Source organism: Citrobacter sp. RHB21-C05 (genome assembly GCF_013889015.1).
GTDB lineage: Bacteria > Pseudomonadota > Gammaproteobacteria > Enterobacterales > Enterobacteriaceae > Citrobacter_A > Citrobacter_A sedlakii.
The window spans coordinates 2,610,210-2,628,285 of the sequence record NZ_CP057611.1 but is presented as its reverse complement, the minus strand read 5'-3'; the positions used below and the strand labels follow the sequence as shown (position 1 = coordinate 2,628,285).

At 53.2% G+C, this 18,076-nt stretch carries 14 protein-coding genes; 8 read left to right on the top strand and 6 right to left on the bottom strand.

Features of this window, described 5'->3' with window-relative positions; all coding sequences use genetic code 11:
- Window positions 1–702: 702 nt before the first annotated feature.
- The 4 genes from HVX72_RS12625 to HVX72_RS12610 all read left to right on the top strand — a co-directional run bounded on the left by HVX72_RS12625 (window position 703) and on the right by HVX72_RS12610 (window position 5,931).
- Window positions 703–1,260 carry a fimbrial protein gene (locus tag HVX72_RS12625; RefSeq protein ID WP_082636783.1) on the top strand — a complete coding sequence of 186 codons (558 nt, stop codon included), beginning with the start codon at window positions 703–705 and terminating at the stop codon, window positions 1,258–1,260.
- Window positions 1,261–1,331: 71 nt separating this feature from the next.
- Window positions 1,332–2,033 (top strand): molecular chaperone, encoded by a 702-nt coding sequence (locus HVX72_RS12620; protein ID WP_233459180.1) that lies wholly within the window; start codon window positions 1,332–1,334, stop codon window positions 2,031–2,033.
- A 42-nt stretch (window positions 2,034–2,075) separates the two neighbouring features.
- Window positions 2,076–4,625, top strand: coding sequence for a fimbria/pilus outer membrane usher protein (locus HVX72_RS12615; RefSeq protein ID WP_181821480.1), 2,550 nt, complete (start codon window positions 2,076–2,078; stop codon window positions 4,623–4,625).
- Between the two features lie 37 nt (window positions 4,626–4,662).
- Complete coding sequence (locus tag HVX72_RS12610; protein WP_181821479.1) at window positions 4,663–5,931, top strand: fimbrial protein; 1,269 nt, start codon at window positions 4,663–4,665, stop codon at window positions 5,929–5,931.
- A gap of 71 nt (window positions 5,932–6,002) precedes the next feature.
- On the opposite strand, the gene HVX72_RS12605 is transcribed toward HVX72_RS12610, so the two are convergent.
- From HVX72_RS12605 to yebS, 5 genes are all read right to left on the bottom strand, one after another.
- A complete protein-coding gene (locus HVX72_RS12605; RefSeq protein ID WP_042287832.1) occupies window positions 6,003–6,194 on the bottom strand; it encodes a YebW family protein in 192 nt (63 codons plus the stop codon).
- 102 nt (window positions 6,195–6,296) lie between these two features.
- Window positions 6,297–6,533: a YebV family protein gene (locus tag HVX72_RS12600; protein ID WP_167333858.1), complete on the bottom strand. Its 237-nt coding sequence runs from the start codon at window positions 6,531–6,533 to the stop codon at window positions 6,297–6,299.
- Window positions 6,534–6,638: 105 nt separating this feature from the next.
- A complete protein-coding gene (gene rsmF / locus HVX72_RS12595) occupies window positions 6,639–8,087 on the bottom strand; it encodes a 16S rRNA (cytosine(1407)-C(5))-methyltransferase RsmF (RefSeq protein WP_072014989.1) in 1,449 nt (482 codons plus the stop codon).
- A 78-nt stretch (window positions 8,088–8,165) separates the two neighbouring features.
- Window positions 8,166–10,799: a PqiB family protein gene (locus HVX72_RS12590; protein WP_181821478.1), complete on the bottom strand. Its 2,634-nt coding sequence runs from the start codon at window positions 10,797–10,799 to the stop codon at window positions 8,166–8,168.
- Window positions 10,768–12,051 (bottom strand): membrane integrity lipid transport subunit YebS, encoded by a 1,284-nt coding sequence (gene yebS / locus HVX72_RS12585; RefSeq protein ID WP_042287824.1) that lies wholly within the window; start codon window positions 12,049–12,051, stop codon window positions 10,768–10,770. Before yebS ends, HVX72_RS12590 begins: the two co-directional genes overlap by 32 nt.
- Window positions 12,052–12,179: 128 nt before the next feature.
- Here yebS and HVX72_RS12580 point away from each other — a divergent pair, with 128 nt between their 5' ends.
- The 4 genes from HVX72_RS12580 (at window position 12,180) to htpX (ending at window position 16,603) form a co-directional block, all read left to right on the top strand.
- On the top strand, window positions 12,180–12,677 hold the full coding sequence (locus tag HVX72_RS12580; protein WP_181821477.1) for a GAF domain-containing protein: 498 nt from the start codon (window positions 12,180–12,182) through the stop codon (window positions 12,675–12,677).
- A gap of 97 nt (window positions 12,678–12,774) precedes the next feature.
- On the top strand, window positions 12,775–13,461 hold the full coding sequence (gene proQ / locus HVX72_RS12575; RefSeq protein WP_181821476.1) for an RNA chaperone ProQ: 687 nt from the start codon (window positions 12,775–12,777) through the stop codon (window positions 13,459–13,461).
- A gap of 19 nt (window positions 13,462–13,480) precedes the next feature.
- A complete protein-coding gene (gene prc, locus HVX72_RS12570; protein ID WP_181821475.1) occupies window positions 13,481–15,529 on the top strand; it encodes a carboxy terminal-processing peptidase in 2,049 nt (682 codons plus the stop codon).
- Window positions 15,530–15,721: 192 nt separating this feature from the next.
- Window positions 15,722–16,603, top strand: a complete 882-nt coding sequence (htpX, locus tag HVX72_RS12565; RefSeq protein WP_042287815.1) for a protease HtpX — start codon at window positions 15,722–15,724, stop codon at window positions 16,601–16,603.
- Between the two features lie 77 nt (window positions 16,604–16,680).
- Here htpX and HVX72_RS12560 read toward each other — a convergent pair whose 3' ends face one another.
- On the bottom strand, window positions 16,681–18,054 hold the full coding sequence (locus HVX72_RS12560; protein ID WP_042287812.1) for an MFS transporter: 1,374 nt from the start codon (window positions 18,052–18,054) through the stop codon (window positions 16,681–16,683).
- Between the last annotated feature and the right edge of the window lie 22 nt (window positions 18,055–18,076).

Genomic DNA, 18,076 nt, shown 5'->3' with positions numbered 1-18,076 from the left:
ACTATCACTGAATCTACTGACTGTGTCTGCGTTAAGAAAAATCTTATTTTATGCGCGTTTTTCATGCCTGCATGTGCCATAAACGGGTTAAAATTGTATGTAAAAACATCAATACGGCGGATTTACTTTCTTTTGAAAGCATCATTTGCGAAAAATTATCCAATAAATTACTTTTTGGTAACATTTTGTTAACATTATCGGATGGAATAGGTTTCTTTTTTATTGACAGTAAACGGAAACGTGCCTGGTCAAATTCCTCGTACGTAGAAATGCGCCTTGACCATGTCATCAATAGGGATATTAGGATTTTTTTCTTAATTTTTTGTGCGGTGTTGCGTTCTGTCTGGCAATTAAAATGTGTGCAGATAAATCTTTTTCAAAGATTTATCGTTCAACGCGTTCAAAATTGATTATCAGACTAATTTCTTAATCTGCATTTTTATTTAAATTCAAAATAAAGAATTTTGTCCTATTTTTAAGCTAAAGTCTTAATCGACCTTTACTGAGATAATTCGCTGCTTTAGTATTTATTTGTCGAAGGCCTAATAAAACTTAGGGTACATCTACGTTCAGCCGCTGTGATACGTGGTCTGGGCTTATATCATCCTTCGCAAAGAAAAGGGTATTAATAGAAGTGGTTTAATACTCGTGCTACTGCAATTTATTCCGCGTGAATATTTTAATATACATGGAGTTTGTACAATGAGCATCAAAAAAACGTTTCTGGCTGCCGCTTTAATTGCTGGAGGATTTGGCACGCAGGCACAGGCCGCTGATGGTACGATTTATTTTGAAGGTAAACTGACTGGTACTACCTGTGATATCACCGTTGACGGCCAGGCTTCACCTGCAACAGTCGTTCTGCCGGAAGTCAGCACCTCTCTGCTGCAGACTGAAGGTCAGACAACGGCGGATACCGGTTTTAATATCCAGCTTGCTAACTGCACGGGCGTCACCAGCACATCAACGGCGGCGGCATTCTTCGAAAACGGTTCTACGGTTGACACGACTACCTTTAACTTGCTGAACACTGACGAAAGTGTGCCTGATGGCGCGACCAATGTTCAGCTGCAGTTGGTTGACAAACTGACAGACCTGCCGCTGCAGGTGGGCCACACTAACCAGACAACTACTACTTCACGCATTGATATGAGCAGCGGCGCAGCCAGCCTGCCTTACACCGTGCGTTATTACGCAATGGGCGCGACAACGCCTGGAACAGTGAAAAGCCAGGTTAACTTCAGTATCGATTACGAATAATCATAACGGAAAGATATTTTCATTATGACTGCAGGCGAGCGTAATGCTCGCCTGAAAAAAGGACTTGAGCGATGAAAATGAAATTACTGCCCCTTATCTTTGCCTTGTTTTCCACGCTTGTGGTCTTTTCCGCAAACAGTGCGGTTATTATTGCCGGCACTCGCGTCGTGTATCCAGAAAAGGATAAAGAAGTTTCCATCAAGATGACCAATAATGGCAAATCACCGGTATTAATCCAGTCGTGGATAGATTCCGGCGATCGTCATTCCCGTCCGGATAATGCCAGGGCTCCCTTTACGTTGACGCCTCCTATTAACCGCGTCGATCCCGGAAAAGGGCAGTCATTGCGGATACGTTATACCGGCGAGACCTTGCGAAAAGATAAAGAGTCTATCTTCTATCTCAATGTACTGGAAATCCCGGCAAAGGTGAAAAACGCCGAGGATAAAAGCATGCTGCAAATGGCTTTTCGTTCTCGTCTGAAGCTTTTTTATCGACCGTCCGGGCTGGCGATGACCGCCAGTGATGCCCAGCAGCAGGTGAAATGGACGCGTCAGGGCACGACGGTAACCGCCAATAATCCCACCCCATATTTTATTAATGTCGCTTACTTTTCTGAGGATCGTGACGGGAAAGTCAGTATTGGCAACGGCGGGATGCTGGCGCCTGGCGAGGTAAAAACCTTTCAGCTCAGCCGTGCTGCGGGTAATTACTATCCCTTCATCATTAACGACTATGGCGCTATGCGTCTTATTGAAACAGAAAAAAAGTAATGCCGAATACAAAATTATAAAGTGCAGTTACAGGAAGATATCATGGAACGGAACCTTAATTTAACCATCACCGGCACAATGACGCTTTGTCCTCTTGCGATTGCCATTGCTACCGCCTGTTTTTCTGTTGCCTGTGCGGCTGATACTTCTTTCGTTGAATTCAATACCAATTTTATTAGTCCTGATAGCAAAAACCGTATTGATATCGCTCGTTTTCAGAAAGGTATCCCGATCCCCGGGAAATATAACGTTGAAGTGATTATCAACGACGTTGCCATGGGGCAGTATGACCTGCAGGTATCAAATGGATCAGGTCAGAATGTCGACGGTGACATATGTCTGTCGAAAAAAACATTTATCAATCTTGAATTTAATACCGAGAAACTCTCAAGGGAATCGCTCACGCTCCTCAACCGCGCGGAGGATAATGACTGTTTACCGATAAATCAGATCCTGCCCGAAGCATCGTTCGAGTTGGATACCGGTGAACAAACGCTTAGTCTCGCGATTGCCGATATCTACTTAATTAAGCGCCCGCGTGGTTACGTTAACCCGGCATTATGGGATCAGGGGATCACCGCCGGTATTCTGAACTACAATGCGAACTTTTACCGCAACGTAACCTCGCATAACGAAAGCGATGCGATTTATGCCGGGATTAACAGCGGTTTTAACCTGTTAGGCTGGCATTTTCGCCATAACGGCAGTCTGAGCTGGCAGGAAGACTTTGGCCGTCATTACCAGGCCCTGGATACCTACGTGCAGCGTCATATTCCAGAGATAAGCAGTAAATTAACGCTGGGCGATGCCCACACCACGGGCGAACAGTTTGATACCCTGGCGTTTCGCGGTATTCAACTCGCGAACGCGGAGCAGATGCTGCCTAATTCCCAGCGTGGCTATGCGCCGTTAATTACCGGTATTGCCAGAACCAACGCCAGGGTAAAAGTGATGCAGCAGAACCGTTTGTTGTACGAGACGACGGTTGCGCCTGGCGCGTTCGAAATTAACGATCTCTTTTCCACGGGTTACGGTGGTGAACTTGAAGTCATTGTGGAAGAAGCCGACGGTTCAGTACAGCGTCAGCTCGTGCCGTTTGCCTCCACCAGTAATCTCTTGCGCCCTGGCATCACGCACTACAGCGCTACCCTCGGTACGTTGCGTAAAGGCTGGGTCGAGGATGAACCTTTTCTCGCCGAGTTCACCTGGCGTCGGGGGCTGTCCAATCGATTCACCGCGTATACCGGTATTCAGGGTAACGAGGACTACAAAGCCGGGCAAGTGGGGTTGGCCATGGGGACCCATGTTGGCGCCTTTTCATTCGATGTGACCCATGCCAGGAGCACATTACCGAAAGAGTATGACCGCTTTGGCAAAACGATGTCCGGGGAAAGCTATCAGCTGAAATACAGCCATTCTATTGTTCAAACCGGCAGCAATATCAGCGTGGCGGCCTACCGGTTTTCTACCGAAGGCTACATGGACTTTATGACGGCGATGCAACTGCGAGAGGCGCTGAATCATTATGATAGCCGGCACGAGGTATATCGTCCCAAGAGCCGTCTGGGGATCACGGCTAACCAGCGACTGCCTGATGGTTGGGGGAATTTTTATGCCAGTATTTACCAACAGAATTACTGGAAACAGCATGGGCAGGATCGCCAGTATCAGCTTGGCTATAACAATCACATCGGCCGGGTTAACTATAGCCTGAGCGCCAGCCGTAACCGCAATGGCGAGGGTGACTATGAGACCCGTTATATGCTTAGCCTGAGTATTCCTTTCTCAAGCGAGAGTCCGTTTAGCCAGATGTCCGTCAACCTCAACCGCGACAACGATGGGCGCATGCGCGAACAGATTGGGGTAAGCGGGACGGCGCTGGACAACAATGCCTTCAGCTACAGCGTCAGCGCCGCCAACGCCAACAAAGGCGGAACCCGCAGCGCGGCCTTTAACAGTTCGTTGCGCACCCCGTACACCACGCTACAGACCGCAGCAGGGGCAGGCAAAAACTACCACAACTATTCACTGGGCGTGAACGGTACGGCTGTCCTGCACAGCGGCGGTCTAACCCTGTCGCCATACACCGCCGATACCGTGGCGCTGGTCGAAGCGAAGGGGGCGAAAGGGGCGGCTGTCAGCAGCTATCCGGGAGTCAGCATCGATCGTTTTGGCTATGCCGTCGTGCCTTATCTGAACGCCTGGCAAATGAACGAAGTCAGCCTCGATCCGAAAGGCTTACCCGACGACATTGAGTTAAACCTGACCAGCCAGAAAGTGGCGCCATACAGCGGCGCGGTCGTTAAGCTTCAGTATGGCACCACAGTGGGAACACCGGTGCTGATTGTCCTTGACGAAAACAGCAAAGTACCGTTCGGCGCGGACGTCTATGACAGCAGTCAAAATTCTGTCGGCGTTGTGGGTCAGGGAAGACGTATTTTTGCTCGCCTGGCAGAGCAGAGTGGTCAACTGAACGTGCGCTGGGGAGAGTCGGCGCATCAACAGTGCCTGCTCAACTACCAATTACCGTCTCGCGATAAAACGGACAGCCGCGGCATGCTGACCATCTATGGTCGCTGTGTGTCGCAGTGACCCCGCGAACCGGCCATGTGATTTAAGGAAAAACGTCATGCAAATCAAACCCGCCTTTTGGCGCTATGTTGGCGCCACTGGTTTTCTGTGCTGCGCCATGCTGTATAGCCATCCGGCAAACGCCCTGGTGACCTGTTCAGGGACAAGAATAAATAATGTCGACAGTGAAATCATTCCTCAGGATTACGTCGAACTCAACGTTCCTATTCTTTCCGATCGCGTCACGGTAAGTGCCCTTCGCGATCTCCCTTTTGGCTCTGAGTTATTTTCGCAGCGGATAATAAACACGGGCGCTGTGGGCTTAGGATACAGTGATTGCACATCAAGTACGGGTAGCAATGAAACTTTTTACGTAAACGGTAGACTAGAATTTGAAAATGGCGGACCGGCGACCGTCGGTCAGTATCAGGGGTTTGACATTTATGAAACGGGAACACCTGGTGTCGGTTTTTCACTGGTCTGGCGCGACAATACCGTCAACCGTTCTCTTCCTGTCGAAAAAATCTCGTCGCCGAACTCGTTAGACATGCCCTTCGCCAACGTTGTCGCGCCAGGTGCCGGTTATATCATGTTTGTGCTGGTCAAAACGGGGGATATTCCTGCAGGGACATGGACGCTGCCTGTCACTATTCCCCCGATTATTACTTACGCTTTTCCCGGCCAAAATATGGCGGCGGACTTTCAGGTAAAGGGTCAACGTATTCGTATTAGCGGTAACCTTAATGTCGTTGCTGGCAGTTGTCAGACACCGGATGTGCATGTGCAGTTAGGGGAGTATGAGATAACTGATGCGATGAACCGATCTAACTGGTATTCGCCGTGGAAAGATTTCAACATTCAATTGATCAATTGCCCGGTGATGGCCGGACGCTATGAGAGTGCTTTTAGTTATTTGAGTCCCAGCAGCAGTTGGGCCGGTGAAGGCAGCAGCAATACCTTTGTTGAGGACCCCTGGTATCCCAGCGTCATCGCCTATCGGCTCGATCCGATTAACGAAGTGGGGTTTACCTACCTTGGTCAAACCTGTGTTAAAACCGACCCTGAGCCGAATGGTTCAGAGGGGCTCTGTATTGAGATCGAGGATCCGATACTGCCAAATGATAAAAGCGCGTTAGCATCCAGCAATTACGATTGGCGAGGTAAGGCTTTTTTGAATCAGAACTACCTGGGCAGTAACGCGACAAGTTATACAATTCCGCTGCGTGCGCGCTATTCCCGCCTTCGCGAAGCTACCGGCGGCACTGTGCTTCCAGTAAAAGCCGGCACGGCCAATGCAGCCGTGGAATTTACCATCTTCTACGAGTAAACAATCGTTCATTAATACGCAGCCCCTGGCGGCTGCGTAGCTTTCTTCCCGCCAGGCGAGTGCTGTCATGGCTAAAAGTCGCTGTACTGCTGCGCGGGCATCCAGAATCCATCAATAAAATCTTCGACCGGAAAGCAACCGCCGTGGCGAATCCGCTGATCGTCCATCGAATACAGGCATTGTTGCTCAGTATCGTATACATCCACCACGATATCGTCACAACCGCCATCCAGATAACACACAAACAGAACCAGTGCGAACATTCCATCCTCTATTTGTACAGCCGTATCAATAGTGTAGGAGGAATTTACGGAAGCGGGAAAGGGGAAGTAAATAACCCGCCAGGCCGACGGGTTCTTTTTGAATCAGGCAAGGCGCATGATCCAGGCATCAGACTGTTGATCGTAATGGTTGCGGAACAGCACCGAATGTTCCCCGTTGAGGATGGCAGGGATGCTGGTTTCGTCGTCCCAGGCATCCAGTTGCATACATAAATCCGGATCGGATTTACACGGAATGGTTAACGTTCGGTCTCCCGGCGACTCGCCGTGTAATTCGGCATCGTCGATTTCAAAGGCGCCAATGCGCACACTGGTTTTCATCATCGTGCTCTCCGTTGGTTCACTGTTTGTGGTACGACCAGTTTAGCCGTCCATTTTTCAGCGTAGTCAACGCAGGCAAAAGCGCCAGTCAAAAAATGCGCAAAATTAGTTCTTTTGCGCGTTACCGGTAAACAATTTGCCGTCACGAACCAGCTCGCGCGGATAGCTGTTTTTCAAACGCGAACCGATGCGTTTCGCCAGACCAATCGGCTGATGCTGAAAAGTGACCAGAACGTCATCCGTATCAGGCGTGTGCTGTGGGTAGACATCACGCCCGCGATACCACGCTTCGGCTTCCTCTGGGGTAAGTTCAAAGGCCGTACGATGGGTGACATCGGCAAGCGCAATCACCGCTTCGTGCTGCCAGCGGAAACCCTTGTTATGGGTCTCAGCGAGCTTAATGCCCAGACGTGAGAAACGGACTTTTCCGATCACGGGTTCGATCTCCGCCGGGAAAAGCCATAGCTCTTTATCGCGTTGCCACAGACGCATACCGTTGTCCCATTTCAGACCGAGGGCGTTCGCGGCCTGGACAATCTTTGTCGCGTCGCGGTCTTTTACGGGTGCAAAAGGAAAATTGCCTACCTTGTATGTTGGGGCCGGCAAAGGCGGGATCGACGCCGTTTTGCGCAGACGCGCCACAAAGAAGCCTTCGCAATCATAAATCTGCGGGAAAACATGCAGGAAACCCTCTGCCGTGAGCGCTTGTTTTGCTTGTGGAAAGAGGTCGGCGAGCGGCAGAAATTCGACGGCATCGCCATACTGTCCTTTCAGCCAGTGTACGACGGCTTCATTTTCTTCACGGTTCAGCGTACAGGTTGAATAGACCAGCGTGCCGCCAGGGCGCAGCGCATGGAACGCGCTGTCGATCAGTTCACGTTGTGTTGCGGCGATCGCATGATTGCTCTCAACGGACCAGTTTTTCAGCGCATCGGGATCTTTACGCACGACGCCTTCGCCTGAGCAGGGCGCATCAAGCAGAATGGCGTCGAACATTTCCGGCAGCGCCGCGCCGAATACGCGGCCATCAAAGTGGGTGAGCGCCACGTTACCGATCCCGCAGCGGCTGATGTTAGCGTGAAGCACTTTTACCCGGCTGGCGGCGTATTCGTTCGCCAGAATCGCTCCCCGGTTCCCCATCCGCGCAGCGATTTGCGTCGTCTTTGAACCTGGCGCGGCGGCAACGTCCATAACGCGTTCCGGCATATTCCCGTCGGCAAACAGCGCGGCGACCGGCAGCATCGAACTGGCTTCCTGAATGTAAAACAGCCCGCTCAGATGCTCTGCGGTACTGCCCAGCGGCAGTGAGTCTTCATCATCCCGCGCGATCCAGAATCCTTCCTCGCACCACGGCACCGGCGTAAGCGACCAGCCGTAAGGCGCGGTCAGGGTAAGGAAGTCGGCGACCGTGATTTTCAGGGTGTTGACGCGAATGCTGCGACGCAGCGGACGCTGGCAGGCGGCGAGAAAATCGTCGAAAGAGAGGGAGGCGGGCATCGCCTCGCGCATTTGCGTGAGAAAGGCTTCAGGAAAATAAACAGCGTGTTGAGTCACGGAGCGGCACCAGCGGCAGTAAAACAGGCGCGCAGTGTAGCATAAAGGCTCCGGCGCGAGCACGCCGGAGCAATGGTATTAGCGCGGCAGAGCCGTTCCCCATTCGCGCCACTCTTTCGGTTCGCTTTCCTGCAACAGGAAGTGTTTGCCTGCCTGCGCTTTCGGCGCCAGCGGTATGCCTGGCGGGGTAGCAAAGGCAATGCCGCCGCGAATGAACTGATTAAAGGTGCCGGTTTTCACGACGCCGCCCGTCAGGCCGAAGTCCAGACTGTAGCCGGAGGCCAGCCAGAAGACCGAATTATTGCGCACCAGATGTTGATAACGTTGGCTGATGCGCAGGGCAATCATCACGCGGTCCGACAGCGAACCCAGCGTCATGCCGGTCACCGTTCCGACCTCTATCCCGCGGAACAGGACCGGCGTACCGATAGCCAGCGAACCGGCCTCCGGCGCTTCCACCACAATACTTAAACCGTCGAGATAGCGAGAGTCGGTGATGGTGGCTTCCTGAAGTTCAAAGTTGCGACGAGGATTCCCGCGCCCCGGCTCCACGTTGATATAAGGTTGCAGGATGGTATCCAGATGCTCCACGCCTGCCGCCGAGATTTGCGGGGTGATCACCGAGAAACGGGTGCCCGCGCGGGCAAAGGTCTGCACGTATTCCGGGTATAACACCGCTTTCGCCTGAACTTCGTTGCGGGCGGTGATCAGTTCCAGGGTCTGGATTTGCCCGATATCAATCCCGAGGTAGCGGATCGGCATGCCGGCAGCCAGCTTCCCGGCATCAAAAGCGTGAAGGGTAATCTGGCCGCCAACGGCGCGGGCGGCGGTTTCCGAGGCGTACAGAATGCGTTTGTCGCCTTTACGCTGGCTGGCGCTCGCGCCGCTCAGGTTATCGAAGCTGATCGCGCCTTTCAGCGCCCGCGACAGGGGAGAGGCCTGAACGGTCAACCCGCTGCCGTTGAGCTGTACTTTCGCGCCGCCTTCCGCCCAGAACACGCTGTTGCTGGTCAGCAGGTTACGGTATTCCGGTTTGATATGCAGGTCGATATCAAACGCGTTGGCGCGCGGACGCACCGTGATCACTTCACCCACCTCAAATTTGCGATACAGCACGACCGAACCCGCCTGCACGTCAGGCAGCGTTTCCGCGCTGAGCGTCAGGGTGGTCGTAGGCAGATCGCTGAGGCTATTTTCCACCGCTTTTTCCAGATTGGCATACAGCGGATAGCTGGATTTCATTTCGCCTTTATTACCGGGCAGAATGCGAATACCGCCGTTGATCCATTCGCTGGCGCTGGCGCCGAGAAACTCCACGCCGTCCAGTCCGACTTTGACGTCGACCCGACTATTGACGACAAATTTGCTGTCGCCTTTCACCAGATCGCGATGTTGCGGATCGATGGCGACGGTAAAAGTCACGCCTTTGGGGGTCAGTTTGCGGTCGATAACCTGGCCGACCTGAACGCCATGCAGGATCAGCGGCTGCCCCGCGTCAATGCCGTAGCTTTCCGGCGCGGTGAGAGTCAGGGTCAGAACGTCAGGCTCGTGCAAAAGCGCTTCTTCGCCGGGAACGACCACAAACTCGCTACGCGGTTCGCCGTCGCCGGGTACCAGCTCAAAGGTTTTGCCCGTCAGCAGCGAGCTAATATTGGCGTCGCTAAGCGAGAGTTTAGGACTGCGCAGTTCAATGCGGGTATTCTCACGCAATAACGTGACCACGCTGGGATCGACGGTCATTTCGCCGGTGACTTTACCACCCGGTTGTAATACCAGTTTGGTGAGTTCGCCAACCTCAAGCCCCTGATACATCAGCGGGGTGGAGTCCGCCTTCAGCCCTTCGCCGCTCGGCAGTTGCAGCTTCACAATAACGCCACGCTGGCTGTGGGCCAGATCTTCATACAGCCCGAAGGAATCTTCTTGCTCCGCCGGTTTTGACGACTCCGGCGAGTCAAAGGCGATAGCGCCGTTAACCAGTGCGGCCAGGCTTTCGAGCTTCACTTTCGCCCCGCTCAGGCTGACGTCTGCGTCGATGCCCGACACGTTCCAGAAGCGACTGCCTTTTTTCACCAGGTTGGTGAATCGGCGTTCGATCAGCACGTCGATAGTGACGCCCTGTTTATTAGGATTGATGCTGTAGTCATACACTTTGCCGACCGGGATCTTACGGAAATAGACCAGTGAGCCGCTGTTCAGCGAACCGAGATCCGGAGCATGCAGATGAATCATTAAATCGCCATTATCAAGACGATATTTCGGCTGGGTGTCGAGAGCGACAAAGTGATCCTTTTCGGCGCCCTTGCCGGGCATCATGCCGATATAGTTGCCGCCGACCAGCGCGTCAAGCCCGGAGACGCCCGCGAGCGAGGCTTTGGGCGTGACCAGCCAGAACTGGGTTTCTTCGCGCAGGGCATCCTTCATGTCTGATTTAATGCTGACTCGCACTTCAATTTTGCGCAGGTCTTTACTCAGGCTGATATCCTGGACAGTACCGACTTCGACGCCCTGATAACGGACGGGCGTTCGCCCTGGCACAATACCGTCCGCCGACTGAAAGTCGATGGTAACGGTGTTTCCACGATCCTCGTAGCTGTTCCATATCAGCCAGCCCGCAATCATTAAAGCAATGAGCGGCAATAGCCAGAAAGGCGAGATACGGCGTTTTGTTTTAATTTGCGCTTCAGTCTGCGAAGCGGGCGTTTCCTGACTCATGTGCATCCCAAAGTAAGCGGCTGTCCAGCCATTCAACAGCAAGAATAGTCAAAATTACCGCTGCGCCGAAATAAAACGCAGCCGGTCCCATAGTAAAAGCAAGAATCTGGTCGCGGTTAATGAGCGACATGGTTAACGAAATAACAAACAGATCCAGCATCGACCAACGGCCGATCCAGGTCACCATCCGCAGCAATTGGATGCGCGTCCGCAGCCCCTGCTCACATTTGAAATGAATGCTGAGCAGCAGGGTAAACATGACGATCACTTTGGTAAAGGGCACCAGAATACTGGCGATAAAGACCACGGCGGCAACGGCGATATTGCTGCTCGCGAGCGACATAATACCGGACATGATGGTGTCTTCCTGACGCCCGCCGTTGACGTAGATCACCGAGATAGGCAACAGGTTCGCGGGCAGCAGAAAGACAATTGACGCCAGCAGCGCCGCCCAACATTTTTGTATGCTCTGGTTTCGACGTTCGCGCAGCGGAATGTGACAGCGTGGGCAGCGTCCCCGGCGATCCGGGTAGCCGGTAAAATGGCAGCCGAGGCAGACGCGGAGCTTTTCGTCCGGTCGATTTGCTGGCCGCTGCGGATAAAAACGCTCCCACAGTTGCTCGACGTTGAGGTGCGAGAGCGTCAGGATGCTCAGGATGACTAACGCCACGAAAGCGAAAAGGCCGACGCCCGGCTGTAAGAAGGCGTAATCCTGAACCTTAATTGACGCAACGCCAATGCCGACCAGGTAAATGTCCAGCATCACCCACTCTTTCAGTCTTTCCAGCATCAGCAGGACTGGGCGCAGGTTCATGCCGAGGATATTGCCAAACCACAGATAGGCTATTGCGGTGACAAGGATCAGCGGCGCGCCGGCGACGCAAAAGAACACCATCGCGGCGGTGACAGGATCGCCCTGTTTGGTCATCTGCCAGATCCCCTGCATAACGTTGGCGTCAATGCGGATGCCGAGCAGATAGATGTGCAGCAGCGGCTCGCCCCAGGCAAAGGGCATCAGCAGCATCATGGTAACCGCCATCGCCGCGAGACGGGTTAACGACCAGTCGCGACCGTCGCGTATTTTCGCCTGGCAGCGTGGGCAATAGGCGCTCTGGTGAGAACGCATTTTCGGCAGACTAAACAGCAGGTCGCACTGAGGGCAGCGCTGATAGTGTGCACGGGGAAGAGCTTCGCTGATGGACCAGATCGCTATTTTTTTGGTTGGCGTAATGTGTTGAGTCTTGAGAGCCATGTATCGCGATTCAAAGTGTTAGATTAATGTAATATTAACTCATGACGGGAATGATCTTGAGCAATAACGCATTTAATGCTTATTTTAATAGTCCGGCAGTAAGCGTAAGACAACCAAGTGATTAAATAATGAACAAGACCGAGCTGTATGCGGATCTGAACCGCGATTTTCAGGCATTGATGGCAGGGGAGACCAGTTTTTTGGCAACGCTGGCGAATACCAGCGCGCTGCTGTACGAACGTCTGGCGGACGTGAACTGGGCGGGTTTTTACCTGCTGGAAAACGACACGTTGGTGCTGGGCCCGTTTCAGGGCAAAATCGCCTGCGTGCGGATCCAGGTGGGGCGCGGCGTATGCGGTACCGCCATCGCGCAAAATCAGGTTCAGCGTATTGAAGACGTTCACGCGTTTGATGGACACATAGCCTGCGATGCCGCGAGCAATGCGGAAATCGTGCTGCCGGTTACGGTAAACGCGCAGCAAATCGGCGTGCTGGATATCGACAGTACGGTGTTCGGGCGTTTCACTGAAGAGGACGAAGCCGGACTTCGTGAGCTGGTAGAACAGCTCCAGACCGTGCTTGCAACGTCGGATTACAAAAAATTCTTTGCGAGCGTCGCAGGATAATCAACGGATAACGTAGCAATTACTGATGGCGTCATTATAATGACGCCTGTTCATGCCTGCGGCTTGTTGGCTACGTCCGTTGTAATCAGGAAATTTCATGGAAAATCAACCTAAGTTGAATAGCAGTAAAGAAGTTATCGCGTTTTTGGCCGAGCGTTTTCCGCAGTGCTTTAGTGCGGAAGGCGAAGCGCGCCCGCTGAAAATTGGTATTTTTCAGGATCTGGTGGAGCGTATTGAGGGGGAAATGAACCTCAGCAAAACGCAACTTCGTTCCGCTTTACGTCTTTATACTTCCAGCTGGCGTTACCTGTACGGCGTGAAGCCGGGTGCGACGCGTGTTGATCTCGACGGCAACCCGTGCGGTGAGCTGGATGAGCAGCATGTTGAACACGCGCGTAAGCAGCTTGAAGAAGCGAAAGCACGCGTTCAGGCGCAGCGTGCGGAACAGCAAGCGAAAAAACGTGAAGCTGCCGCTGCCGCAGGGGAAACCACCGACGCGCCACGCCGCGAGCGCAAGCCGCGTCCAGCGCCGCGCCGTAAAGACGCGACCGAACGTAAACCGCGTGCAGAAAAACCGGCTGCAAAAGCGCCGCGCGCCCCTCGTGAAGAGAAGCTGACTCCGGTTTCGGATATTTCCGTCCTGAGCGTAGGCCAGTCTCTGAAGGTGAAAGCGGGTAACGATGCGATGGATGCCACGGTATTAGAAATCACCAAAGATGGTGTCCGTGTACAGCTGAATTCGGGTATGTCTTTGATTGTACGCGCAGAACACCTGGTGTTCTGAAACGGAGGCCAGGCCTGGCATGAACAGAATTTTTAGGCTTACCGCGTTAGCTGGCCTGCTTGCACTAGCAGGCCAGACCTTCGCTGTAGACGACATTACGCGTGCCGATCAAATTCCCGTCCTTAAGGAAGAAACGCAACATGCGACCGTCAGTGAGCGCGTTACGTCGCGCTTCACGCGTTCGCATTATCGTCAGTTCGATCTTGACGAGGCTTTTTCCGCCAAAATTTTCGACCGTTATTTAAATCTTCTCGACTATAGCCATAACGTACTGCTGGCTGGCGACGTAGAACAGTACGCGAAGAAGAAAGGCCAAATAGGTGACGAGCTACGTTCGGGAAAGCTTGACGTTTTCTACGATCTCTACAATCTGGCGCAAAAGCGTCGCTTCGAACGGTATCAGTACGCGTTAACGGTGCTGAAACGTCCGATGGATTTTACCGGCAACGATAATTTCAACCTGGACCGCAGCAAAGCGCCCTGGCCGAAAAATGAGGCTGAGCTGAATGTGCTGTGGGACAGCAAAGTGAAATTTGATGAGCTTAGCCTCAAGCTGACCGGCAAAACCGACAAAGAAATTCGCGAAACGCTGACGCGCCGCTATAAATCAGCGATTCGCCGTTTGACTCAGACCAACAGTGAAGACGTTTTTTCCCTGGCGATGACGGCATTCGCCCGCGAAATCGACCCCCATACCAACTACCTCTCGCCGCGCAACACCGAGCAGTTTAATACTGAAATGAGCCTGTCTCTGGAAGGTATTGGCGCGGTGTTGCAGATGGATGACGACTATACGGTTATTAACTCCATGGTCGCGGGCGGTCCGGCGGCGAAAAGTAAAGCGATTAGCGTTGGCGATCGCATTGTCGGCGTAGGACAGACCGGCAAGAGCATGGTGGATGTGATTGGCTGGCGTCTTGATGACGTCGTTGCGCTTATCAAAGGTCCAAAGGGCAGTAAGGTTCGCCTGGAAATTTTGCCTGCCGGTAAGGGGACAAAAACCCGCATTGTGACGCTGACCCGTGAACGTATTCGTCTTGAAGATCGCGCGGTTAAAATGACCGTTAAAACCGTCGGCAAAGAGAAGGTCGGCGTGTTGGACATTCCGGGCTTCTACGTCGGTCTGACTGACGATGTGAAAGTCCAGTTGCAGAAGCTGGAAAAACAGAACGTCAGCAGCGTCATTATCGATCTGCGTACCAACGGCGGCGGGGCATTGACCGAGGCTGTTTCGCTCTCTGGTCTGTTTATCCCTTCAGGTCCGGTGGTCCAGGTGCGCGACAATAACGGTAAAGTCCGTGAAGACAGCGACACCGATGGCGTTGTGTACTATAAAGGGCCGCTGGTGGTAATGGTCGATCGCTTTAGCGCATCGGCGTCGGAAATCTTCGCCGCGGCGATGCAGGACTACGGTCGTGCGTTAATCGTTGGCGAACCGACCTTCGGCAAAGGTACCGTTCAGCAATATCGTTCCCTGAACCGTATTTACGATCAAATGCTGCGTCCGGAATGGCCCGCGCTGGGCTCGGTGCAGTATACGATTCAGAAATTCTACCGCGTGAACGGCGGCAGTACCCAGCGCAAAGGGGTAACGCCGGATATCATCATGCCGACAGGTAATGAAGAGACGGAAACCGGTGAGAAATTCGAAGATAACGCACTGCCGTGGGATAGCATTGATGCGGCAACTTATGTGAAGTCAGACGATCTCAAACCGTTCGGACCCGCGTTGCTGAAAGCGCACAATGCCCGTATCGCCAGCGATCCTGAGTTCCAGTACATCATGAAGGACATTGCCCGTTTCAATGCTATGAAGGATAAACGCAATATCGTTTCTCTCAATTATGCTCAGCGTGAAAAAGAGAATAATGAAGATGATGCGTTGCGTCTGGCGCGGATCAACGATCGGTTTACGCGTGAAGGCAAACCGGTGTTGAAGAAACTGGACGATCTGCCGAAAGATTACCAGGAGCCGGATCCGTATCTTGATGAAACCGTGAAAATCGCGCTGGATCTGGCGCGGCTCGAAAAAGAGAAGCCCGCAGAACAGCCCGCTCCCGCCAAATAACCCCACACAGGCACAAGAAATTGTGCCTGTTTTTTTAACACTCGCAGCAGGACGTCAGCCAACGGCAACAAAATGTAAAGTTGTGTCTTTCTGGTGACTTACCGCCCGCTGATGCTTGAAAATAACCATACGACCCATACGATGTGGGTAATCGCATAGTGCGTTTTGTTAAGTTGAGGTTAAAAGAAAATTATGATGCGAATCGCGCTCTTCCTGTTAACGAACCTGGCCGTCATGGTTGTGTTCGGTCTGGTGTTAAGTCTGACAGGAATTCAGTCGAGCAGCGTACAGGGCCTGATGATCATGGCGCTGCTGTTCGGTTTTGGTGGTTCCTTCATCTCTCTGCTGATGTCCAAATGGATGGCGTTGCGTTCCGTGGGCGGAGAAGTGATTGAGCAACCGCGCAATGAAAGAGAACGCTGGCTGTTAAATACCGTCGAAACGCAGGCGCGTCAGGCGGGTATCGCTATGCCGCAGGTGGCTATTTACCATGCGCCGGATATTAACGCCTTTGCGACCGGTGCGCGCCGTGACGCGTCGCTGGTGGCGGTCAGTACTGGCCTGCTGCAAAACATGAGTCCGGACGAAGCCGAAGCGGTCATTGCGCACGAAATTAGCCATATCGCCAATGGTGACATGGTGACAATGACCCTGATTCAGGGGGTCGTGAACACCTTTGTTATCTTTATTTCGCGTATTCTGGCGCAGATCGCCGCAGGTTTTCTTGGCGGCAACCGCGACGAGGGTGAGGGCAGCAACGGCAACCCGATGATCTACTTCGTGGTGGCGATGGTTCTGGAGCTGGTCTTCGGCATTCTGGCAAGCATTATCACCATGTGGTTCTCCCGTCACCGTGAATTCCATGCCGACGCGGGCTCTGCGAAGCTGGTCGGGCGTGAAAAAATGATTGCCGCATTACAGCGTCTGAAAACCAGCTATGAACCGCAGGAAGCATCCAGCATGATGGCGTTTTGCATTAACGGTAAGGGCAAGTCCCTGAGCGAACTGTTTATGACGCACCCGCCGCTGGATAAACGTATCGAAGCGCTGCGCAGTGGCGCATACCTGAAGTAAGACATGATGTCCGGTGGCGCTGACGCTTCCCGGACATCATGGTTGAATCTGAATGCGCGTCTTTTGACGCGCATTTTTTACGCCTGCGAACGAGGTTGAGTGATGCGTAACCCACTCACCACGGCCGCCACCGACGCCAGAATACCGGCTGCCAGCAGGGAAACGTGCGTGCCGTTATCACCGAAATGGTTGAGCATAAGGGCAACCAATGCCGCGCCCGTACTTTGTCCCAGCAGACGTGCTGTTCCCAGCATACCGCTCGCGCCGCCGCTGCGTTCGCGCGGGGCTGACGTGATAATGGTGTGATTGTTTGGCGACTGGAACAGTCCAAAACCCGCCCCGCATAAAATCATCGGCCAGATGATATTAAAGTCGGACGGCGCAGAAGGCAGCAACACCAGCGCGAACAGGCCGCATGCCATCACCACCATGCCCATCGCGCCAAGTAATCCGGCGTGAACACGCTCGATCAGATACCCCGCCAGCGGGGCCATCACCATTGTGGCCAGCGGCCAGGGGGTCAACAGCAAGCCGGTTTCCACTTCACTACGTCCCAGAACCGTTTGCAGATAAAAAGGCAGGGAGACCATTGCCAGCATTTGAGCGCAGAAAGAGCAGATGGATGTGCCAATCGACAGGGAAAAAAGCGGAATACGCAGCAGATCGACCGGCAACAGCGGCACAGGAAGGGCCAACTGTCGGCGGATAAATAAGTAACCTACTATCATCAGCGCCACCAGCTCCGCGGTAATTAACGTCAGCGATTGTCCTTGCGCAAAACCACTGAGGGCCGTGATTAACAGACCAAACGTCAAGGCATTCATGATCGCGCTCGGGAGATCGAAGCGTGGTTTATTCTCCCGCGGCGCGTTGGGCGGCAGATAGCGGATTGCCAGCAGCAGGGCGATAATGCCCAGCGGGACATTAATTAAAAACAGCCACTTCCATGATGAGATGGAGAGGATGGCGGCGGCAATGGTGGGGCCAGCGGCAGACGAGACGGCGACAATAAACGAGTTAATCCCCATTCCGCGTCCCAGATGGCGCTGAGGGTAGATCAGACGGATGAGCGCCGTATTGACGCTCATTAACGCCGCGCCACCGAAACCCTGCGCCACACGCGCCACGGTGAGCATCTGTAACGAGTCGGAAAGCGCGCAGAAAAGCGAAGCCAGCAGAAAGACCACCAGTCCGCATTTGTAAATACGGCGATAGCCAAACATATCGCCAAGAAAAGACAGTGACAGTAACGAAACGACAATCGCGATTTGGTAAGCGTTAACCACCCAGATAGAGCTGGCGGCAGAAGCCTGGAGATCGGTGGCGATGGTGGGCAACGCCACATTAGCGATCGCGCCATCAAGCACGGCCATTGAGATCCCGATGACGATGGTGAAAATAGCACCGTAGCGCTGCGGAAGCGGCAGACCGTCGGCCTGTGATTTATTCATATGGTTGATAGTTTTTGCGAGG

Excerpts from the sequence above, each read along its gene's own strand:
- HVX72_RS12625 (WP_082636783.1), top strand. The coding sequence starts at position 703 with ATGAGCATCAAAAAAACGTTTCTGGCTGCCGCTTTAATTGCTGGAGGA.
- HVX72_RS12620 (WP_233459180.1), top strand. The coding sequence starts at position 1,332 with ATGAAAATGAAATTACTGCCCCTTATCTTTGCCTTGTTTTCCACGCTT.
- HVX72_RS12615 (WP_181821480.1), top strand. The coding sequence starts at position 2,076 with ATGGAACGGAACCTTAATTTAACCATCACCGGCACAATGACGCTTTGT.
- HVX72_RS12610 (WP_181821479.1), top strand. The coding sequence starts at position 4,663 with ATGCAAATCAAACCCGCCTTTTGGCGCTATGTTGGCGCCACTGGTTTT.
- HVX72_RS12605 (WP_042287832.1), bottom strand. The coding sequence starts at position 6,194 with ATGTTCGCACTGGTTCTGTTTGTGTGTTATCTGGATGGCGGTTGTGAC.
- HVX72_RS12600 (WP_167333858.1), bottom strand. The coding sequence starts at position 6,533 with ATGAAAACCAGTGTGCGCATTGGCGCCTTTGAAATCGACGATGCCGAA.
- HVX72_RS12590 (WP_181821478.1), bottom strand. The coding sequence starts at position 10,799 with ATGAGTCAGGAAACGCCCGCTTCGCAGACTGAAGCGCAAATTAAAACA.
- yebS (WP_042287824.1), bottom strand. The coding sequence starts at position 12,051 with ATGGCTCTCAAGACTCAACACATTACGCCAACCAAAAAAATAGCGATC.
- HVX72_RS12580 (WP_181821477.1), top strand. The coding sequence starts at position 12,180 with ATGAACAAGACCGAGCTGTATGCGGATCTGAACCGCGATTTTCAGGCA.
- proQ (WP_181821476.1), top strand. The coding sequence starts at position 12,775 with ATGGAAAATCAACCTAAGTTGAATAGCAGTAAAGAAGTTATCGCGTTT.
- prc (WP_181821475.1), top strand. The coding sequence starts at position 13,481 with ATGAACAGAATTTTTAGGCTTACCGCGTTAGCTGGCCTGCTTGCACTA.
- htpX (WP_042287815.1), top strand. The coding sequence starts at position 15,722 with ATGATGCGAATCGCGCTCTTCCTGTTAACGAACCTGGCCGTCATGGTT.
- HVX72_RS12560 (WP_042287812.1), bottom strand. The coding sequence starts at position 18,054 with ATGAATAAATCACAGGCCGACGGTCTGCCGCTTCCGCAGCGCTACGGT.